An 18,604-nucleotide genomic window follows, 5' to 3' on the forward strand; every position below is an offset into this window, starting at 1 on the left:
GCCGGGCAAGGCCGTTTTCAGCGCCCTCCTGATTCGGCTGATATGGACATCGACGGTGCGTGCACCGACATGAATGTTGGGCAGCCAGGCCGCCCCGATAAGCTCGTCCCGGCTGAAGACCTTGCCGGGGGCCTCAATCATAAGCCGCAGCACGTTGAAATCGATCCGTCCGAGATGGATGTCGTGGCCATTACCGCGAACCCGATGGGCATCGAGCTTCATCTCCAGGCCTCCACAACAAATCCAACTGTCGTTTTCAACCCCGTTCGGACCACGCTTGGTCAGCCCGAGCCTCGCCCGCAGGCAGTCGAGCAGCTTGGCCGGAGCCACCGGCCGCACAAAGCTCTCAACGCCTGCCTTCAAGAGATCGAGGTGCTGGTGCTCGGCGCCAGGCGCGATCAGGGCGATGATAGGCAGGTCGGTGGTGCGCGGTTCCCGCTTGAGGTGGGCGCAAATTGCGGACCCGTTTATGCTGGCTGGGTCGCAATCCAGCACTACGGCCTGAAGCTCCCGTTGTTCGGCCAAGGCCAGCGCAGCCTTCGCGCCGTCTGCCGTCTCACTGCTGAAACCGTCAACCTCCAGTATGTGGCTGTAGAGCAGATAGAACTCGGCATCTTGCGAGCAGATCAGGACCAGCGGCTTCTTCATCGGCGATACCCCAACAACCTGGTCGGCCTCGAGTCCCTGGATCGAGGGGACTGGCCAACATAGTTTCTCGGGTCCGTCATGATGGCCTTTCTCGAAAATCGCGCCCATCATGCCAGCGCCACGTGGGGAAAGGTTTCGATGACTGAAATCGCATCGTCGACCAGCTTCGTACCGGCCGTGGCGAGCTTCAGGAGCGTCTCGAAGCCAAACCGGTGGACATCGCGCAGCGTTTTGGACAAAACGACCAGCCGTCCGGTCGTGAAAAGCACCCGACCAAAACCCTCATGGCTCACCTGGATCATCGGCGATGCCATAAGGCCGCAGCGCTCCTCGATCGCAAGCCCGATGGCGGCGTAGTACTTGTCGAGCCTCCACAGCACGTCGGGATCGGGATCTCCGATGATTGGGATCCCTCGGCGCTGTTCCTTGGTAATGATGAAGTCGCCCAGCAGCTCAGCGTCCGCTTTGCGTTCCCACGAGCCATAGGAATCCTGAGAACGGATCAGCCGCACGAGGCATTTGACGAACGGGGTGCAAAGAGCCGCCTCGTCTTCGGCGACAGCTGGGGGGATTGCGGGGTCAGGCATTGGCGTCCTCCTCTTTTCAGTCCTCGTCCTCGAAGGACGGTTTCTTTTCGGCAATGCCCGCTCGCGCCAGCACCTTGCGCAGCCAAGGCGGAGGACACGTCCTGAGCATCATCTGCGTGCGCAAGAGCACCTGTGGGATCGATTGGGGCTCCGCCACTTTGATCGGGTGGATTTTTGCCGCGACAAGCTTGGCTGCCGAAGGGCCGCCAATTGCCAGACAAAACAGGATCTGACAGCCCTTGAGCGCATCCACCTTTGGCGTGATGCGATCATCGCGCTCGGCCCGATGCTCCCCGCTTTCATCGGACACGTCATCGAAGGCCACGGCTTCTACGAGATTCCATTCCTCGCGCGTCACGTCGTAGACAGCAAAGCGCCTGGCCGACCCGAAATGGGCGTTGAGGTCCTGCATGTCCTGAGTGGCGATCGCAACGCGCAATGCGCCCTTACGTCGTTCAGGCATCGGGGCGAAAACCTCACTACTGACCAGCGAGAGGCGGCGAACAGCGTTCATCGTGATATTTCTCGATTACGGAGTGGATCAAGCGCCTCAGGAGTGGGCGCGTGTTGGTTGGCCTGGAAGATGCTGGCGACCTCGAAGATCATGTCGCGGGTGCCCTGATAGAGAATTGCGAGCTTGTGCTGGCTGCCTAGTCGATCGAAGACCGGGAACCCGATGCGCATGAGCGGAATTCGGAGCCGCTCCGATGCTTGGCGCCCGTGCGAATGCGTGACAAGCAGGTCAGCACCGACGGCAAGACTTTCCAGATCGCCGAGATCGCCGATCTGAACCGAAACCGCCGGGACTTTCTCGAGAATTTTAGACCTGTCGGTCGTTGTGACGGCCGCGGCTATCTCGGAGCCGAGGCCAGCAAAGAAGGTCGCAAGTTGGAACAGCTGGTCTGGTTCGGCAGCGATGGCAATTTTCTTGCCGCCGAAATGGAAATGTCCGTCGAGCATCGCGTCCTGCAATTGCGCCCGGCGCCGGCGCACGCGGGCCGGTACCGCCGCGCCCGAAATCGCAGACAGCAGCGACACGAAGCGGTCCGTGTCCTGCAGCCCAGTCAGTGACTGGAACAACACGTAAGGCACGCCGGTCAACCCGTGCAGCGCTTTCGCCGGGCGGCGCATGTGCTCACCGATGGCGATGCATTGCATGGCCGTGCCCAACTCGCGAATGTCTTCGACGCTGGTGCCGCCGTATGTGGTCGCTACCCAGCGGTCAGGAACCGTACCGTCGAGCGAGCCTGAAATGTCGGGCAGAATAACCGGCTTGAGCCCAAAGCTTTCAACCATGTCACGCATATGCTCGATGTCGGCGACAGTGAGGTTGCATCCGGGCAGGATCGCGATCTTCTTCGGCTGCCGCGCACGTTCGCCCGAGCCTGTAATCCCTTTGATCATTGCGGTGACTGCCTTGGCCCAGCCCTCTTCGATCGCGCCGTCAAAATCCGGCGTGTTGGCCAGCACGACCTCCGTACCCGCAAGCTCTTGCGTGTGCTTCAGCTTGATGTTCGCAATATCACTCGCGCAATCTTCGCCACGCGTCTCCACCAGCGCGGTCGTGCACACCCCGATCAGCTTTGGCTTCGTGCGGTTCTTGAGGTTGAGGATGGCTTCTTCAAGATGGTCGGCAGCGCCGAGGATGGTCGCCACCTCATCCATCGCTGTTGTCTGCAATGGAATCGTTTCTTTGAAGTGCCGTACGAAGAGCACGAGCGCGAAGCTTGTGCATCCCTGGCTGCCGTGGAACAGCGGCATCGCGCCGTCGACCCCAAGAAAGGCAAAGGCGGCACCCAGCGGCTGCGACGACTTCAGCGGGTTCACCGCCGCGGATTTGGTCTGGGGAAGGATGCGGGCCATCGGTCGCCTCAACACTCGCTGAACTCGTGTGCCGTCGCGCCGGCGAATTCATCGAACAGGTGCCCGGACTCCTTCTTCGTGCATGGCAGTTCGTCTTTTAGATCAGGCTGGCAATCCCACGGGGCCGGCTGGCGCACCTGAGACCAGACCGGATTGTGAATGGCGAGGTCGATCTGGCGTACGAGTTCCACCATGCCGGCATAGCCGGCATAAGGGTGCTGGCGCTCCTGGTTGATATCGAGCCAGGGCGTCTTGGCCTTGAGCGCAATGAATTGCGTGCGACCGCCCGACAGCATGATATCGGCCCTGTGTTCAGAGAGCATGGCGTACAGCTCGCGCGCAGCCATGTATTCGAACATATGCTTGTCGTGCTTGAGAACTTGTTTGATGCGCTCCTTGTCCTGCACCGTAGATTTCTTGACCGAGGTGCCGACGATCTCGATTCCGATCTCCATCAGCGCACGGACAACCGACCAGGACTTCACACCGCCTGTGTTGAGCAGCACGCGCTTGCCTTGGAGCCTTTGCCGGTAGGATTCGAGTTTCTTCCACGCGATCGCCTCCTGCTGCGCGATCAGCGTCTCCGTGCGCTCGAGGATCTCCGGATCGGCGCCCTTCCTCACCAGCAGCCTGACAAGGTTGCGAAGAGCTTGCGATGTGTCGGAGATGCCATAGAAGGAGCCCTCGAAGAACGGGATGTCCCAGCGCTCCTCCATCTTGCGGGCAAGACTGATCAGCGCGGTCGAGCACACGATCATTGCCGCCCGGGCGCGGTGCGCGGAAGCAATGTCGCGGTAACGCGCATCGCCGGGAATGCAGGCGCGCACCCGGATGCCGAGCCGATCGAGGAGCGGCTTTACAAGCCAGAATTCGCCCGAGAGGTTGAATTCGCCAAGGATGTTGATGTCGTAGGGCCCGGGGTCGTCGGGTTCGACCGTGCCGATGACATGATCGAGCAACGCCTCGGCGGCGAGCTTGTTGCCGAGGTTCTTGGAGCCTGCCAGGCCAGGCGCATTGATCGGCACCACGGCCAAACCGAACTTTTCCGTGGCGCGTTTGCACACGGCCTCGATGTCGTCACCGATCAGCGCCGTTACGCAAGTTGAGTAAACGAAGATCGCCGGCGGCGCGTATGTGTGCTTGATCTCGCGGATCGCCTTGAAGAGTTTCCGCTCGCCCTGCCCCATCACCAGGTCGAGTTCGGTGAGGTCGGTCGTGAAGCTTGTCCGCCACAAGGTCGGCCCTGACGAAACCGCACCACGGTTGTCCCAAGAATTGCCCTCGCAGGCGAGCGGCGCATGGACCAGATGCGCAACGTCGGTGATCGGCTGCAGGACGATCTTGGCTCCGTCAAAGGCGCAGCCGCCGGCTGCCGCCCCTGGTGTCAGCGACTTCGAGCAGCCCTCCTTGCGCGCCTTGGCATCTTTGCCACGGTTCTTATCGCAGGCGGGCTCATCGAAGGCGTCCTTGATTTTGGCGCTGAGGGAGGACATCGCTCAGCCTCCCCAGTCCATTGGGCAAGGAATGGCCTCGGCGAAAAGCCGGCCACGGCTCTTAGCGCGTGAGGTCATAGGAATAATCCGTCACACCCGTCTCGCTCGTCTCGCGATCGAGTTTGTCGAAGATCTTGTCGAGGATCGTCGTCAGCACGCGCAACGCGCCCTGGTAGCCAAAGAGCGCAAAGCGGTGATGATGGTGCCGATCGAAGATCGGAAACATCAGCCGGATCAGCGGCGTTCCGGTGTCGCGCTCCAGGTACTTGCCGTAGGAATTGCCGATCAAAAGGTCCACCGGCTCGGTAAAGAGCAGCGAGCGCAGCGCCCACAGGTCCTTGCCCGCCCAAACCTGGGCAGCCTTGCCGAAAGGCGAGGATGCTAGCAGCTTCTTCAAATCGGCTTCCCATGCCGAGGTGCCATTGGTGGCGAGGCAATGGGTTGGCTCGCCGCCGGTCTCCATGACAAAGCGGGCCATTGCGTGAACGAAGTCGGGATCACCGTAGATGGCGTATTTCTTACCATGCAGCCAGGATTGGCTGTCCGCCATGGCGTCTACCAGTCGGCCGCGCTCGAGGCGAATTGCCTCGGGAATCTCCTTGCCGGAAATCGCCGCGACCTCCATCAGGAATTCGTCCGTCGCCTGAACGCCGAGCGGATAGTGGAACGAGGCCGTCGCCTGCCCGACCTCCTCGCAATAGCCCAGTGTCTTTCGGGTGTTGTGATGCTGCAGCGAAAGCGTTGCCTCGGCGTTGAGGGCCTTCTTCACCTCGTTGATCTTCGTGCCCCCGTCATACATGCGGTATTCACCGTCCGAAGGCGTATCGAACTGGTCAGAGGCATCCTGGATCAATGTATAGGACACGCCCATTACATCGAGCAGGCGCTTGAGCTCCCGGTTGTTGCCGACGCAGAAGCCGTCGAAGCCCGGAATGATGTTGATGGTTCCTTCGATTTGCGTACGCTCCTGACCTTTCCAGAAGTGCTCCAAAATGCCTTTGACCATGTTGTCATAGCCGTCGACATGACTGCCAACGAAGGCCGGGGTGTGGGCAAAGGGCACGTCGAAGTCGCGCGGGACTGAATCTTCGTCCTTGGCGTTCTGGATGAAGCTGTGCAGGTCGTCGCCAATGACCTCTGCCATACAGGTCGTCGACACGGCAATCATCTTGGGGTCGTAGAGCTGGTAGGTGTTGGCGAGCCCGTCGACCATGTTCTTCAGGCCGCCAAACACCGCCGCATCCTCGGTCATTGAGGAGGAGACCGCCGCGGCAGGCTCCTTGAAATGGCGCGACAGGTGCGAGCGGTAATAGGCGACGCAACCTTGGCTGCCGTGGACGAAGGACATGGTTCGCTCGAAGCCGGCGGCAGCGAATACCGCACCCAGCGGCTGGCAGGCCTTGGCCGGGTTCACGACAAGCGCTTTGCGGGCGAGGTTCTTTTCGCGGTATTCCCACGTCTGGGTGAAATCGCGCTGATCGGAAACGATTTCATCGGGGTGCGGACATTCGAAGTTTAGCTTCTTCTCAGCGAGCATCTTTCTGTATTCCGGCTCGCGGAACAGGGGAGCGTGATCGAGAATTTTTTCAGCCGACTGCGGCATGATGATTACCTCTTTTGCATCTGGCTGCGCGGGACGGCAGCTCAGGACGTCAAGACGTTCCAGGCTCCGGCGGATCAGAGGCCGCGGGAGTTCACCGTCTCAGTGGGAGACTGGGGCTGAAGCAAATGTTTATTCGGCAGCCATCGCCCGCTCATCGCCCCGGCTTCTTTTCCAAGGCGCGTGGAATAGGTCCCAGACCGGGTTGTTAATGGCGAGATCCACATCACGTGCGAAAATGGCAAAGCCGTCGTAGCCGTGATACGGGCCTGAATAATCCCAGGAATGCATCTGGCGGAACGGTATGCCCATCTTCTGCACCGGGTATTTTTCTTTGATTCCCGAGCCGACCAGATTTGGGCGAATCCCTTCGATGAATTTCTCCAACTCATAGCCGGTCACGTCATCGTAGATCAGCGTGCCGTTCTTCACGTAGTGGCCGGTGCGCTGATAGTCGTCGCTGTGGGCGAATTCATAGCCGGTGCCCACGATGACCATGCCGAGGTCCTCGTAGGCCGTGACGACGTGGCGGGGGCGCAGGCCGCCGACATAGAGCATCACGGTATTTCCTTCCAGGCGCGACAGGTACTTGGCGATGACCGCATCAACAAGCGGCCTGTACTTGGCAATGACCTTTTCGGTCTTCTCCTCGATTTCCGGCCCAAAATGCTTGGCTATGTTGCGCAGAGAGGCTTCGATCTGGGAGGGACCGAAGAAATTGTACTCCATCCAGGCGACGCCATACTTTTCCTCCATATGCCGACAGATGTAATTCATCGACCGGTAGCAGTGGATAAGATTGAGCTTAGCCTTCGGGGCGCGCTCGATCTCTGCGAGTGTGGCGTCACCCGACCAGTTGCCAACCACGCGCAGCCCTATCTCCTCAAGCAGTATGCGCGAGGCCCAGGCATCGCCGCCGATATTGTAGTCGCCGATGACGTTGACGTCGTAGGGGCCGGCCTCGAACTTGACATCCTTTTTGTCGAAGACCCAATCCCGGATTGCATCATTGGCGATGTGGTGGCCAAGCGACTGCGAGACGCCGCGGAAGCCCTCGCAGCGTACCGGCACGATCGTCTTGTCATACTCCTTGGTCTTTTTGCGAGAAACGGCCTCGGTGTCATCGCCAATCAGGCCGATAGGGCATTCGGACTGCACGGTGATGCCGTTGTTGAGCGGAAACAAGACTTCAATCTCGTCAATGATCTGTTCCAGCTTCTTGTCGCCGCCGAAGACGATGTCCTTCTCCTGGAAATCGGAGGTGAACTGCATTGTCCCGAACGTGTCGACGCCCGTTGTACCGACGTAGTAGTTGCGGCGCTGCGACCAAGAATATTGGCCGCAGCCGACCGGGCCGTGCGAGATATGGACCATATCCTTGACTGGCCCCCACACCACGCCTTTCGAACCAGCATATGCACAGCCGCGAATCGTCATCACCCCCGGAATGGACTTGATGTTCGATTTGACGTCGCATTCGGAAAGGACCTCGCTTTCCCCGCCAGCCTCGTTGCCGCTCTTTGCGACGTTGAGGTGCTTCTTGCGGCGCTTCGCCGCCTTGTCGGGATAATGCGACAGCACCTCTTCGATAAGCTTCGCATGAAGAGCACCGTCATTCTCGTATTCCCGGCTCATGAGTCCCCCTTTCAAGGTTGGGTGACGCCTCAAAGAATAGGCGCCGTTCTCTGCAAGGCGCGCCGATTCATGGCAGCGCTAATGTCACTACTGGGCCGCCGCCTTCGCCGCTTCCTTGGAGTGAAGCTCGGCAAGCATCTGCTCGTCGGTCTTCATGATGCCGAAGTCGAGCAGCATCTCCTCCAGCTCCTCCATGGTGATCGGCGTCGGGATCGTACCCTGGCCCGAATTGGCGTGGATCTTCTCGGCCAGAGCGCGGTATTCCCCTGCCTGCTTTGAGTCCGGCGCGTACTGGATCACCGACATCTTCCTGAGTTCGGCATGTTGGACGATGTTGTCGCGGGGCACGAAGTGGATGAGCTTGGAATTCAATCGGCCAGCCAGTGCTTCGGCCAGATCGAGTTCGCGGTCGGTTTGACGTTCATTGCAGATCAGCCCGCCCAGCCGCACACCGCCCGAATGGGCATATTTGAGGATGCCCTTGGCGATGTTGTTGGCGGCATAGAGCGCCATCATCTCGCCGGACATGACGATATAGATCTCCTGGGCCTTGCCTTCGCGGATCGGCATGGCGAAGCCGCCGCATACCACGTCGCCGAGGACGTCATAGGAGACATAATCGACATCGTCATAAGCGCCATTCTCCTCGAGGAAATTGATCGAGGTGATGACGCCGCGGCCGGCGCAACCGACACCCGGCTCGGGGCCGCCGGACTCCACGCACTTGATGCCTCTGTAGCCCACCTTGAGCACGTCCTGGAGTTCGAGGTCTTCCACCGAGCCTTCCTGTGCGGCGAGATCCAGGACGGTATCCTGAGCTTTCGAATTCAGGATCAAGCGTGTGGAATCGGCTTTGGGGTCGCATCCTACGATGAGGATTCTCTGCCCGAGGTCGACAAGGGCAGCGAGCGTATTTTGGGACGTGGTGGACTTGCCGATGCCGCCTTTTCCGTAAAAGGCGATCTGACGCAGACCTGACATAATAGCTTTCCTTCCTTCGTTCTAATTATCGCGACTGCCCGCGACACAAGTGCCGATAGGCAGCTCGTGCCGCCTCACACCAAGCATCGCAAAAAGCGTACCAGCGTGATCGGCCGATCCCAGAAGAAACTTTGTCATTAAATTCCAGCCGCTTAGACGGCGGCAAAACGCGCGAACGGGCCTTTCAGGCGTCTGTCACGGACACGACAAAGCCGACACAGATTGTCGTGCGCCATCCAAACCGCCGTGTGTCGAGCTCGAAGCGGGAGAATGGGGAAGTTAGCCCAAAGCTGATGGCGAGACCATCGGAAGACATCGGCTCTTGTCTTTCCAGCCTGCCATTGATCGGGCGGTCGCTGGATGAGCAGGAGCCTGGGGCTTGACCGCGGCGCGGGTAGTTCAGGCAGGCTTACAGAGCGGGAACGCCGGCGGCCGATAGACATCCGCGCTTAACCTTTCATAGCCCGTCTACAAGTTGGTTCCGCCGACGCGCTATATGGAAGCCAAATAATTCAGTAGCTTAGCCGAGAGCATTGATTTTTTCAGAAAGATACGTGTTATACGCGTATGAACCGCCGAACCCATGGTCGGCGCCCTCATGCGCGTGAGACCCCGTTGTGGGCGAGGCTCGCGACTGGCTGCACGATCCTAGCCGGCCTGCTTGCCATTGAGTTTGGTCCCGCCGCGGTAGGCTGCGGCATCAAGGGCAACATCAGCTACAACACTGGCAAGAAGATTATCACGTTCTTGGACAGGAATCTTACTGGGAGACACGCATCAACCTATTGAAGGGCGAGCGGTGGTTTTGTTCAGAGGAAGCTGCACGAAAGGCGGGCGGGCGGGCTTCGAGAGGTTAGTGTCGCGGCAGCTTGCAGATCTGCCCACGGGGCCGCCACGATCGCAAAGTGTGTACAAAAGCGCCCTCTCTGCCGAACTGAACAGTGCTCACGGCCATAGCCTCGGATGAGCCCGACTGGCTTGACCTCTGCATGATGAGAGCAGCTTTTACACCAGGTGCGCAGCACATGTCTTTAACGAACGCATCGTCTTCAAGAATATAGAGAGCAATTCGGAAAACCGAGTAGTTGGCGGCGAAGCTAGGAGAAGGTATACACTACCCTCTTGTTACCCCAGAGTAGAACGTGCAGCTGCGGCAAGACGCGGGCTTCGAACCACCTGTCGCTGGTCACCTTTTCTACCAGCGGTTCCATGCGCATCATATTCCGTCGGACTCGACAGAGACGTCTTCATTACCACGGCGGGGCGGCGTGTGATTGCCGGGTTGCAGACAAACCTCGCCGCGACGTATTTGGGACGAGTGGTGTCGGCACCGAATCCCTATCATTTAGACTAGCCAGCTTGGGGAGCGCCGTCAGACCGCCAGACCGGAAGAGGAGGCTTCGCGCCAACTTGTGCCAAGAATGTTGGACCGTGCGGAACCGCTGGGGCGGCGCTCAACTCTGGCGCAGGATGAAGCGTCGATTGGGTGAATGAATAGGGCGCGCGTTCGACGGGTAGAGTGAGGCAAATCGCTGGATGTCTGCCGGATCAACGTCAACCGGTTCCATCGCCACCATCCACTCGACGTTTTCGGTGCACGGCGGCGTCGTCAGTGAGCCCTCATAAGTCCAATAGCCAAGCGAGGCTGGCAGAAGCCAGTTGGGATTCACCTCGTCGATCGTCACCTCCCCATTCGGCAGTTCGGGAAAGGCCGCAGCAAGGGCAGCAAAGCTGGCATTTGTCGCGCCGGGCGTTAAAAAGACGCCCAGCACGCCCAGAGTACCACTTTGCGTGTCCTTGTGAACGAAATGCACCTCCATCGGGAAGCTCTTGCCCGCCACGTGATGTTCGCTTGGCGCATGGAAATGGAACTGTACCAGTTCGTAGACACGATCGCCGCGGGTCAGCGTGCTGCCTTGTGGCATATTGATTTGAATGGTGTGGCCGTTGTTCACCATATTGCCGCCGCCCTTGTGCCAGCCGATGGCGATATGCGGGATATCCGCCTTGACCGCGCTGTTGATATTGATCGGCGATTGCTGCGTGCCGGCAGAGCATACGAAATTTTCCTTATCCAGATCAGCCCAGTGCTCCGGTCCGACCGGACCGGTGTACCCCCAATGGGCACTGGTCGCTTGGGCGGCTTGAACGCAAATCCGGCATGCGCCGAGCGCAACCAACCCTTTGATCAGGTGACGACGATACATATTACTTTTGCTCCTCTTGCGAACTGATGTTGGTGGCTGCCCTAATGGACGCGTGATGGCCAATCGGCGCGGCCAGTATTGTCCTTTGCAACTGATAGATGCCCGCACGCCTTGGCGTGCTTTCATAAGTGCGGCTGCCGTTTCTCGGCTGGCCGGCTTCTGCAGCCCGCAACGGGGGCAGTTTCAACCAGCTAAACGATAAAAAATTTTAGCAGACCAGCGCTTGACCCCCGCCGCAAAGGCACAGGCGAAGGTGATCACTGCGCGGCTGCCGTTCGCGCCGGAGGCCGCATCGCTATACTTTACACTCGCTGCCCAAGGAGACGCAGGCGACCCCAATACGTTTTCATCGCTACTCCCGACGCAGCCGACCCACGCCACGAAAACGTTGCTATATTTCACGTTGGGCCAATGAGGAAATCGATCTTCTTTATGGAAGGCATTTGCGCAATGGATGCATTCCCATGCTGACAGTCGTGCGTCAGGCCGGACAATGAGATACATCGATAAGAGCTGGACAAGGATGAGGGGATGACGTGCTTGCGACGGAGCAGGTGGGGCGAGAAGGCCAGTTCTTGCGGATTTCAACTTTGCGTGACGACAGCTCATCGGAGTCAAGGTGACACACGCCGGCAGCGGGGTGTCCGGGCGGTTTCCAGCCGCACAATCGCGAGACCGCTGACGCGAACAAAGCTCGGCTGTACTCGGCACGCGAAGAGAGCCTGCCAAGCCGTTGGAGCCCGGCCTTCCGGTGCGACGCAAGCCACAGACTAGACCGCCCTCTTGTTACCCCAAAGCAGAACGTGCAGCTGCGGCAACACGCGGGCTTCGAACCACCTGTCGCTAGTCACCCTTTCGACAAGCCATTCCATTCGCATCATTATTCCGTCCAAGTCGACAGAGGCGTCTTCACTGCCAGGGAGCGGCGGCGTGTGATTGCCGGGTTGCAGATAGATCGGAAGGTGCGGATATCTCGCCGCGACTTCTTTGGCGTAGGCATAGTCACTCTCGTCGAAAACGACGAGCTTGAGCACGATTTGCGGCTTCTCTTGCGCCGCTTCGAGGCATGCATCAAACGCAGCCCAACGGGTCGTCATCTCGCTGGACGGCGGCTTTGGGCTAAGGGTCAGCACGTCAAGATCCGCAAACCACTCCCTCACCACGGAACCCTGCGTTTCCAGTGCAAAACGATAGCCCTCGCGATGGCCTCGTTCTATGAGGGGACCGAACGGCTGAATGGCCGGGTTGCCGCCTGACAAGGAGACCATAACCGGCCTGCCGCCGGAAAGCGCATGGACGGTTTGCCACACGGCATCGATCGGCATCGGTAGCCATTCATGGCGATACTGATTGTCCACCGCGTGAAGGCTGTCGCACCATGAACAGCGATAATCACATCCGCCGGTTCTGATGAACACCGTCGGCAAGCCGATGAGCACGCCCTCGCCCTGGATAGTCGGCCCGAATATCTCGCTCACACGGATTGCGGGATGCATGTCGGTCACGGACGGTATTCCGCCCAAGTTTTCGGTGTTTCGCTAACGCGCACGGCCGCGGTCTGCGGCAGACGTGCCTTGCACCATTCATAGAAATGTCTGGCCAGGCATTCCGCCGTGACCTTCTCATGTCCCAGCACGTCGTTGAGGTGCCGATGGTCGAAGCTCTCGTCAATGTAGCGTTTGAGCGGCGCCAGATCGTGATAGTCGCGCACGAAGCCGTGGGCGTCCAGTTCCTTGGCCGACAGCTCCACTACGACGACATAGTTATGCCCGTGCAGGCGCGCGCATTGATGGTTGGGAGGCAAGGAGGTGAGCTGATGCGAGGCCGAGAAGTGGAATTCCTTGCTGATGTGGAACATTACGCGCGCCTCCTGCGCAGCGCCTCAAGCCAGAAATCGGCGTCCTCGTAGTCGGTGGGATCAGCGTGCCCGGCGAGATGGAACGCTTCGCGCCGCTCGACGCAGGTCCCGCATCGTCCGCAGTGACGCACGCCGCCCTTGTAACAGGACCAGGTCTCAGCAAACGGGGTGCCGTATCTTGCGCCATCCGCAACAATGTCAGCTTTTCCGAGATTCACATACGGTGCATAGAGGCGTATCTGCGCATAGCCGTCGAGCGCGCGGTCTTGCATTGTCTGGAAAGCTTCAATGAAGGCCGGACGGCAATCGGGATAGATGAAATGGTCCCCACCATGCACGGCCGCCGCCACCGCTTCGGCGCTGTGGGCGGCGGCGAGACCGAAGGCGATTGCCAACATGATGGCATTGCGGTTCGGCACCACCGTAATCTTCATCGTGTCTTCGGCGTAGTGGCCGTCCGGCACGTCGATACTGCTAGTCAGCGCTGAGCCGGAAAGGCCACGGCCAATTTCGCCGATGTCGATGATCTGGTGCGGGACCTTCAGTCGCTGCGCGCAAAGAGCGGCGAAGCCCAATTCCTTCCTGTGCCGTTGGCCATAGTCGAAAGATAGAAGGCCGGTGAGTTCGTGCTCCGCTGCCACCATGTGAGCAAGGGAAACGGAGTCCAATCCGCCAGAGCAGACGGCGAGAGTCTTCATCATTGGTATCCTTGTTTTGACCGGGTAAGGCTGCGACCGGAGATTTCTCTGCGCCCCCACTACTCCAGCGACTCAGTTTTGTGAACCGGGAGAATTTGCGCTCAGCCCGATTGGAACGGGAGTGCGTCGCGTCCAACACGCGTGATCAATAAAAGTTGAGCGCTTCAGCAGTTTGTTTCGCATCGCGCCAACTTTCGCAACCTGCTGTCCGATCGTCGACTTCGAGACAAGGTGATGTTCGGCCGACATCGGCTGACTCTTAATTAAGCCGCAGAACACATGTTGGCTTTCTGGCCTTCGCTTGTGCGGTTGGCGAGGGCGACATGGATGCCAGCAAATTTGACATTGGCGACATCCGCCTGGAGAACCCTGCGCGGCGCGATTGAGGCCGCAGGCGAGCCTGCTCTAACTGCCGCCCTACAGTCCCGACTTCAATCCGATTGAGAACGCCTTCGCCCAACCTAAGGCGCTGCTGCGAGCAAAGGCCGAGATAACCATCAAGGCTCTATGGGACTGACGTTGCCCCAGCAGTTTTGAGTTCGTTTCCGGCGTGGGTTGTGCCCTGCTGGGCGGGTGAAGCGACGGGCGCTGGCGCGGAGCCTTTGGCATAGCGCAGCGCGAGCGACCGTCGCGGATTGAAGGTGCTGGCGAACTTGGCCGGGGTCTGCCAGGGGGGAGTGCGGCCGCGCGGTGTTGTAGTCGGCGTGCCACAGGGCGATGGCTACGCGCGCCTGAGCCAGCGAGGTGAACAGCGTCTCGTTGAGCAGTTCATCGCGCAGTCGGCCGTTGAAGCTCTCGATGAAGCCATTCTGCATCGGCTTGCCGGGCGCAATGTAATGCCATTCGACGCGGTTCTGATCCGCCCAGGAGAGGATGGCGTTCGAGGTGAACTCGCTGCCATTGTCGCTGACGATCATCCTGGGCCGGCCCCGCTCGGTGATGAGCCGTCCAATTCGCGGGCAACCCGCATGCCCGAGAGAGACGTATCAACGATGAGTGCGAGGCACTCTCTCGTGCAGTCGTCGACGACGGCCAGGATGCGGAAGCGGCGCCCGTCGGTGAGCTGGTCCGATACGAAGTCGAGCGACCAGCGCTCGTCGGGCCTCAGCGGCACCAGCATCGGCGCCCTGGTCCCGATCGCCCGCTTGCGGCCGCCACGGCGGCGACGGCGAGCTTCTCCTCCCGATAGAGCCGGAACAGCTTCTTGTGGTTCACGACCAGGCCCTCCCGCCTCAGCATCACGAGAAGACGCCGGTAGCCGAACCGGCGACGCTCCTGCGCGATCGGCCTTCATCCGCTCGCGAACCTCGCGGTCGTCCGGCCTGCTGGTCTGGTAGCGACCCGTCATGCGGCAACAGCCGATGGCTTTACACGCCCGCCGTTCGCTCATCCCGAAGCCTTCCTTCAGGCGAGCGACAGCTTTCCGCTTGGCGGCGGGCGTCACCATTTCTTTCCCACAAGGTCCTTCAACGCGGCATTGTCGAGCATGGCGTCGGCCAAAAGCCGCTTCAGGCGCGTGTTCTCGTCCTCCAGCGCCTTCAGGTCGCCGAGCCTCGGTGACATCCATCCCGCCGAAGCGGGCCTTCCAATTGTAGATCGAGGCGTCGCTGACCCCGTGCTTGCGGCACAGATCGCCAACCGATACCCCGGCCTCGTGTTTCTTCAAAATTCCGATGATCTGCTCTTCAGAGAAGCGGCTGCGTTTCATGTCCTGGTCCTCTGGATGGGCCAGAACGAACTTCAAACCGGATTAGATCAGAGGGGCAAGGTCAGGACGCCTCGGCGCGGTCGTCGACCTCTTCACCCCAGCCGAATGTGCCAACTACTTCAAAGCCGCAGGATATGACCTGGATCAGATAGGACGTGCTCCAATGGTTTACACCTGACACAGGAGTCCGGCCCCCACAACCGTTTCGCAATGAGGAGCAGCGCTGCCGCTGCTCCTCCAATCACACGACGGATTCACGATGCGGCAACTCGAGCCATGATTTCGGATCCAATGGCCGATGCGGTGTATAGTGAGGCATCCAGCGGCAAATCCCCAAATGCCAGTTGACACAGAAGATAATTAGCACCTGCCTCTTCCAGCTGATCAAGGAGAGCTTTTCGGACAGAATCTGCCGTTCCCACGACGCACAATTCACTTTCAATTGCTGCATCGAAGTTCAAAGGCAAGTTTGGTGGAGTGGAAATGGCATTTAGTTCGTATAGAAATTTGAAGCTATTGAGCCATCGTTCATAGGCAGGTGCTGCGAGCAAATACGCATCTGTTTCAGAACGCCCTATCACCACCATTCGGAGCAATCCAAGAAATGGCGCTTGCTGGCCAATGTCAGCATCGTGAATTCGGGCGGCGCGGAACGCGTCGGTAACGCTGCGAACAGAAGTGGAAGGTCCGACGCAGGCGATGTTTGCCCCATTCGCAGCGGCCCAGCTAGCCGGCTCGGGTCGATTGGTGGCGATCCATGTCGGCGGACGGGGATATTGGTGAGGTCTCAACGTCAGCGGAACATCTTTCAACTCAAAGTGGCGGCCCTGATAAGAAAGCGTCCCGCCTTTCATCGCATTGATGAGAATCTCACTGGCCTCCGCATACTGTTCTGGTGCTGCTTCTACAGCAACCCCGAAGTATCCCAATTCAGTGGGAGCAGAGCCGCGCCCTATGCCGAGTTCAAGCCTGCCGCCGCTCAACTGATCAAGCATGCAGATCTCCTCGAAGGCACGCAGCGGATGATAGAGCGCAAGTAGCATTACCATGGGACCAACACGAAGACTGCGGGTTCGCTGGGCGACGCTCGCTAAGAACAAATTCGGTGATGGACCTCTGCCATGCGGCGTACAGTGGTGCTCGGCGAGATGATACGCATAAAAGCCATAGCCATCGCACGCTTCTGCTAGGCTCAGCCGATCTGCATATTGTTGTGCGATGTCATCGCCGTTTTCGTCCAGATGATCGAAGATGCCGAAGGTCAGGCCCGAAGCGGAAATTTTCTTCAATTAATTGTTCTCCAAATTACCTATATTTATTCGCTAATCATCATAGCTCACGACATATCATTACTTGATGATTAATGTGAATCGACTTCATGCTTGTGAGCACCGCGATCCTTCTTAAAGTTCATACAGACGCGTTCGGCGGCAGCAAGGAATTTGTCCATCTGCTCTGTGGTGCCAATGCTGACGCGAATACAGTTCTTCAAATCTACGTCAGGAAAGCTGGCGATGAGGATCGCCTGCTCTTTCAACGCGGCTTGCCAGCATGAGCCCTCCTGTCCCGCCGGCACACGGGCCAGCAAAAAGTTTGCGTGGGAGGGTGTTACGGAAAAGCCAAGTTGCAACAGCGCCAGGGTCACTCGCTGTCGTTCATGCTTGATGTGCCTGTGGTTCTCTTCGTAGGCGTGGCGATGCGCAAGAATGCTTTTCCCGACCGCCTGCCCGATCACGTTCATGTTGAAGACATTCTGGATGTTGCGCAGCCTGCCAATGATTTCTGGGTGACCGAAACCGAAGCCGACTCGCACGCCAGCGGCAGCATAGCTCTTTGAAAAAGTCCTCAAGATCAAAAGATTCGGATGTCTATTGACGAGGCGCAGGGCATTGTCGGGTGCGAAGTCAACGTAGGCCTCATCCAAGACGACCAAGCGATCTGCTTGCTCCACAAGGCGTTCGATTTCGGCCACCGGCACGAATGTTCCGGTCGGATTGTTCGGATTAGCCAACAGAATGAACTTCGCGTCTTTTGCGGGGCCGGACAGCAGTTTTTCTATCGGCAGGGGATGAGCTTCGCTCGATGCGATTTCGAGAAACTCGGCACCCTGCAACATGGCAAGTTTACGGTTGAACGAAAATCCGGGCGACAGCATTGCCACTCTATCTCCTGGGGCGAGGAAAGCTCTGTAGATGAGTCCGAGCAGCTCCGACGAACCGTTGCCGGCAATCACCTGATCTTTGGAAAATCCGTAAGCATCGGAGGCAGCTGCCCTTAAGCTGAGATTGTCGTCTTCCGGATAAAGATACTGGTGTTCGATCGCAGCAATTGCACTTTGCATTACGCTCTTCGGCAACGGAAACGGGTTCTCGTTCGTATTTAGCTTAACGCAGTTTGCATCCGTCGCTGGTCCGTTGGACGAGAGAGCATCTAATTTGCTGGCCACCGGCGAAAAAAGCGAAAGCACGGTCTTCAGTTTTGCATCGCACATGTTCTTCTCCGTTTTTCAGTCCCGCAGGGCATGTGACATGAGGCAATCGTTGATCGTGACTTGATCGACGTTCGGCTATATCAGCGCTGCCTTCCCACCCTGGTGGGGATCGCCGACCACGGTTTGGATTTGACACCGGGAAGCTGTCGAGAACCTGATGACGACCCAACGTTTGGCCGACGGCCGATTCGGCGCAACAGACGGTGTTTCAACATCGCATCGTCCTCAAAGCCGCATGCAGGGCCTGCACGACAGCCCGTCTCCAGCGCCCGCAGATAGGTGGAAGCCGAAGTCTTGCCGAACCTCAGTTGCTCTGCCACCTTGGCCCACCGGACTGCCCTGTTTATGGGTCAGGCGCAGGATATCTCTGACGCTCGTTCGTCTTGCTTGCTTCCGTCTTGGCATGGGCTCTCTCGGTTTGCTGATGAGAGAGCCAAATACCGGCTCATCTGAGCATGAGACGCAGGCCTGACGATATGGAGCGTCGCTGGTGGCGCGCGTAGCCGAGAGGGTTCGCCTCGCTGGCGGGGCATGCAAGACGGCGCACCTCCTTAGCCATCCTGTCCCATCGTCTCAGATCGTGAGGCGCACCTTATAGTCGGTGAGGAGATCTTGCAGGGTCAGGTTACGCCCTAGCGCTTAAGGTTGTTGGTCGCACCGAGCAAGCGCGGGACCTGTCGACGGACAACAGCGGTGCCACTGCCGGCACTAGGTGTGAGCTTTCGAGAGGTTGTCCATTCGGACCGGACCGAGGAGACTGGAGTTACCACGCTTCAGCATCCATCGGAGGGTCCGAATGAACATCCACAAGAATGCCCGTCTCACACCGCTGCGT

At 59.0% G+C, this 18,604-nt stretch carries 15 protein-coding genes and 3 pseudogenes; 1 reads left to right on the forward strand and 17 read right to left on the reverse strand.

From position 1 onward, the window contains the following. The 14 genes and pseudogenes from EN939_RS02220 to queC all read right to left on the reverse strand — a co-directional run. Window positions 1-759: response regulator transcription factor (locus EN939_RS02220; RefSeq protein WP_164750864.1), on the reverse strand; the 759-nt coding region annotated here is incomplete at its 3' end. Next, a complete protein-coding gene (locus EN939_RS02225) occupies window positions 756-1,235 on the reverse strand; it encodes a NifX-associated nitrogen fixation protein (protein ID WP_024505267.1) in 480 nt (159 codons plus the stop codon). The genes EN939_RS02225 and EN939_RS02220, both read right to left, overlap by 4 nt. Before the next feature lie 16 nt (window positions 1,236-1,251). Beyond that, window positions 1,252-1,749 carry a nitrogen fixation protein NifX gene (gene nifX / locus EN939_RS02230; RefSeq protein ID WP_063169371.1) on the reverse strand — a complete coding sequence of 166 codons (498 nt, stop codon included), beginning with the start codon at window positions 1,747-1,749 and terminating at the stop codon, window positions 1,252-1,254. Next, window positions 1,746-3,098 (reverse strand): nitrogenase iron-molybdenum cofactor biosynthesis protein NifN, encoded by a 1,353-nt coding sequence (nifN, locus tag EN939_RS02235; RefSeq protein ID WP_024505265.1) that lies wholly within the window; start codon window positions 3,096-3,098, stop codon window positions 1,746-1,748. The genes nifX and nifN overlap by 4 nt, the downstream gene beginning before the upstream one ends. 8 nt (window positions 3,099-3,106) lie before the next feature. Then, complete coding sequence (gene nifE / locus EN939_RS02240) at window positions 3,107-4,591, reverse strand: nitrogenase iron-molybdenum cofactor biosynthesis protein NifE (RefSeq protein WP_024505264.1); 1,485 nt, start codon at window positions 4,589-4,591, stop codon at window positions 3,107-3,109. Window positions 4,592-4,652: 61 nt separating this feature from the next. Then, entirely contained in the window at window positions 4,653-6,194 is a 1,542-nt protein-coding gene (nifK, locus tag EN939_RS02245; RefSeq protein ID WP_024505263.1) for a nitrogenase molybdenum-iron protein subunit beta, read from the reverse strand. A 129-nt stretch (window positions 6,195-6,323) separates the two neighbouring features. Then, the gene (nifD, locus tag EN939_RS02250; protein WP_024505262.1) at window positions 6,324-7,826 is read right to left on the reverse strand and encodes a nitrogenase molybdenum-iron protein alpha chain; all 1,503 of its coding nucleotides are present in this window, start codon (window positions 7,824-7,826) and stop codon (window positions 6,324-6,326) included. An 87-nt stretch (window positions 7,827-7,913) separates the two neighbouring features. Beyond that, window positions 7,914-8,807, reverse strand: a complete 894-nt coding sequence (gene nifH / locus EN939_RS02255) for a nitrogenase iron protein (RefSeq protein ID WP_024505261.1) — start codon at window positions 8,805-8,807, stop codon at window positions 7,914-7,916. 1,097 nt (window positions 8,808-9,904) lie between these two features. Next, window positions 9,905-10,101: pseudogene (locus EN939_RS38815) on the reverse strand (7-carboxy-7-deazaguanine synthase QueE); the annotation flags it as partial. 160 nt (window positions 10,102-10,261) lie between these two features. Next, a complete protein-coding gene (locus tag EN939_RS02270; RefSeq protein WP_063169372.1) occupies window positions 10,262-11,014 on the reverse strand; it encodes a carbonic anhydrase in 753 nt (250 codons plus the stop codon). A 183-nt stretch (window positions 11,015-11,197) separates the two neighbouring features. Then, entirely contained in the window at window positions 11,198-11,518 is a 321-nt protein-coding gene (locus tag EN939_RS37870; protein ID WP_164750865.1) for a hypothetical protein, read from the reverse strand. A gap of 266 nt (window positions 11,519-11,784) precedes the next feature. After that, window positions 11,785-12,510 carry a 7-carboxy-7-deazaguanine synthase QueE gene (queE, locus tag EN939_RS02275; protein WP_164548811.1) on the reverse strand — a complete coding sequence of 242 codons (726 nt, stop codon included), beginning with the start codon at window positions 12,508-12,510 and terminating at the stop codon, window positions 11,785-11,787. A gap of 5 nt (window positions 12,511-12,515) precedes the next feature. Beyond that, on the reverse strand, window positions 12,516-12,872 hold the full coding sequence (gene queD / locus EN939_RS02280) for a 6-carboxytetrahydropterin synthase QueD (RefSeq protein ID WP_063169374.1): 357 nt from the start codon (window positions 12,870-12,872) through the stop codon (window positions 12,516-12,518). Further along, window positions 12,872-13,570, reverse strand: coding sequence for a 7-cyano-7-deazaguanine synthase QueC (gene queC, locus EN939_RS02285; protein ID WP_063170389.1), 699 nt, complete (start codon window positions 13,568-13,570; stop codon window positions 12,872-12,874). The genes queD and queC overlap by 1 nt, the downstream gene beginning before the upstream one ends. A 369-nt stretch (window positions 13,571-13,939) precedes the next feature. Here queC and EN939_RS02290 point away from each other — a divergent pair. Further along, window positions 13,940-14,081: pseudogene (locus tag EN939_RS02290) on the forward strand (IS630 family transposase); the annotation flags it as partial. Here the strand turns inward: EN939_RS02290 and EN939_RS02295 are convergent. The 3 genes and pseudogenes from EN939_RS02295 to hisC form a co-directional block, all read right to left on the reverse strand. Beyond that, window positions 14,076-15,278: pseudogene (locus EN939_RS02295) on the reverse strand (IS3 family transposase). The pseudogenes EN939_RS02290 and EN939_RS02295 sit on opposite strands and share 6 nt — an antisense overlap. A 254-nt stretch (window positions 15,279-15,532) precedes the next feature. Continuing rightward, complete coding sequence (locus tag EN939_RS02300; protein WP_063169375.1) at window positions 15,533-16,567, reverse strand: LLM class flavin-dependent oxidoreductase; 1,035 nt, start codon at window positions 16,565-16,567, stop codon at window positions 15,533-15,535. 71 nt (window positions 16,568-16,638) lie between these two features. After that, window positions 16,639-17,769: a histidinol-phosphate transaminase gene (gene hisC / locus EN939_RS02305; protein WP_063169376.1), complete on the reverse strand. Its 1,131-nt coding sequence runs from the start codon at window positions 17,767-17,769 to the stop codon at window positions 16,639-16,641. Between the last annotated feature and the right edge of the window lie 835 nt (window positions 17,770-18,604).

The sequence above is a fragment of the Mesorhizobium sp. M7A.F.Ca.CA.002.05.1.1 genome, assembly GCF_003998335.1.
GTDB lineage: Bacteria > Pseudomonadota > Alphaproteobacteria > Rhizobiales > Rhizobiaceae > Mesorhizobium.

Coding starts and splice junctions, on each gene's coding strand:
- EN939_RS02225 (WP_024505267.1), bottom strand. CDS start 1,235: ATGCCTGACCCCGCAATCCCCCCAGCTGTCGCCGAAGACGAGGCGGCT.
- nifX (WP_063169371.1), bottom strand. CDS start 1,749: ATGAACGCTGTTCGCCGCCTCTCGCTGGTCAGTAGTGAGGTTTTCGCC.
- nifN (WP_024505265.1), bottom strand. CDS start 3,098: ATGGCCCGCATCCTTCCCCAGACCAAATCCGCGGCGGTGAACCCGCTG.
- nifE (WP_024505264.1), bottom strand. CDS start 4,591: ATGTCCTCCCTCAGCGCCAAAATCAAGGACGCCTTCGATGAGCCCGCC.
- nifK (WP_024505263.1), bottom strand. CDS start 6,194: ATGCCGCAGTCGGCTGAAAAAATTCTCGATCACGCTCCCCTGTTCCGC.
- nifD (WP_024505262.1), bottom strand. CDS start 7,826: ATGAGCCGGGAATACGAGAATGACGGTGCTCTTCATGCGAAGCTTATC.
- nifH (WP_024505261.1), bottom strand. CDS start 8,807: ATGTCAGGTCTGCGTCAGATCGCCTTTTACGGAAAAGGCGGCATCGGC.
- EN939_RS02270 (WP_063169372.1), bottom strand. CDS start 11,014: ATGTATCGTCGTCACCTGATCAAAGGGTTGGTTGCGCTCGGCGCATGC.
- EN939_RS37870 (WP_164750865.1), bottom strand. CDS start 11,518: ATGTATCTCATTGTCCGGCCTGACGCACGACTGTCAGCATGGGAATGC.
- queE (WP_164548811.1), bottom strand. CDS start 12,510: ATGCATCCCGCAATCCGTGTGAGCGAGATATTCGGGCCGACTATCCAG.
- queD (WP_063169374.1), bottom strand. CDS start 12,872: ATGTTCCACATCAGCAAGGAATTCCACTTCTCGGCCTCGCATCAGCTC.
- queC (WP_063170389.1), bottom strand. CDS start 13,570: ATGAAGACTCTCGCCGTCTGCTCTGGCGGATTGGACTCCGTTTCCCTT.
- hisC (WP_063169376.1), bottom strand. CDS start 17,769: ATGTGCGATGCAAAACTGAAGACCGTGCTTTCGCTTTTTTCGCCGGTG.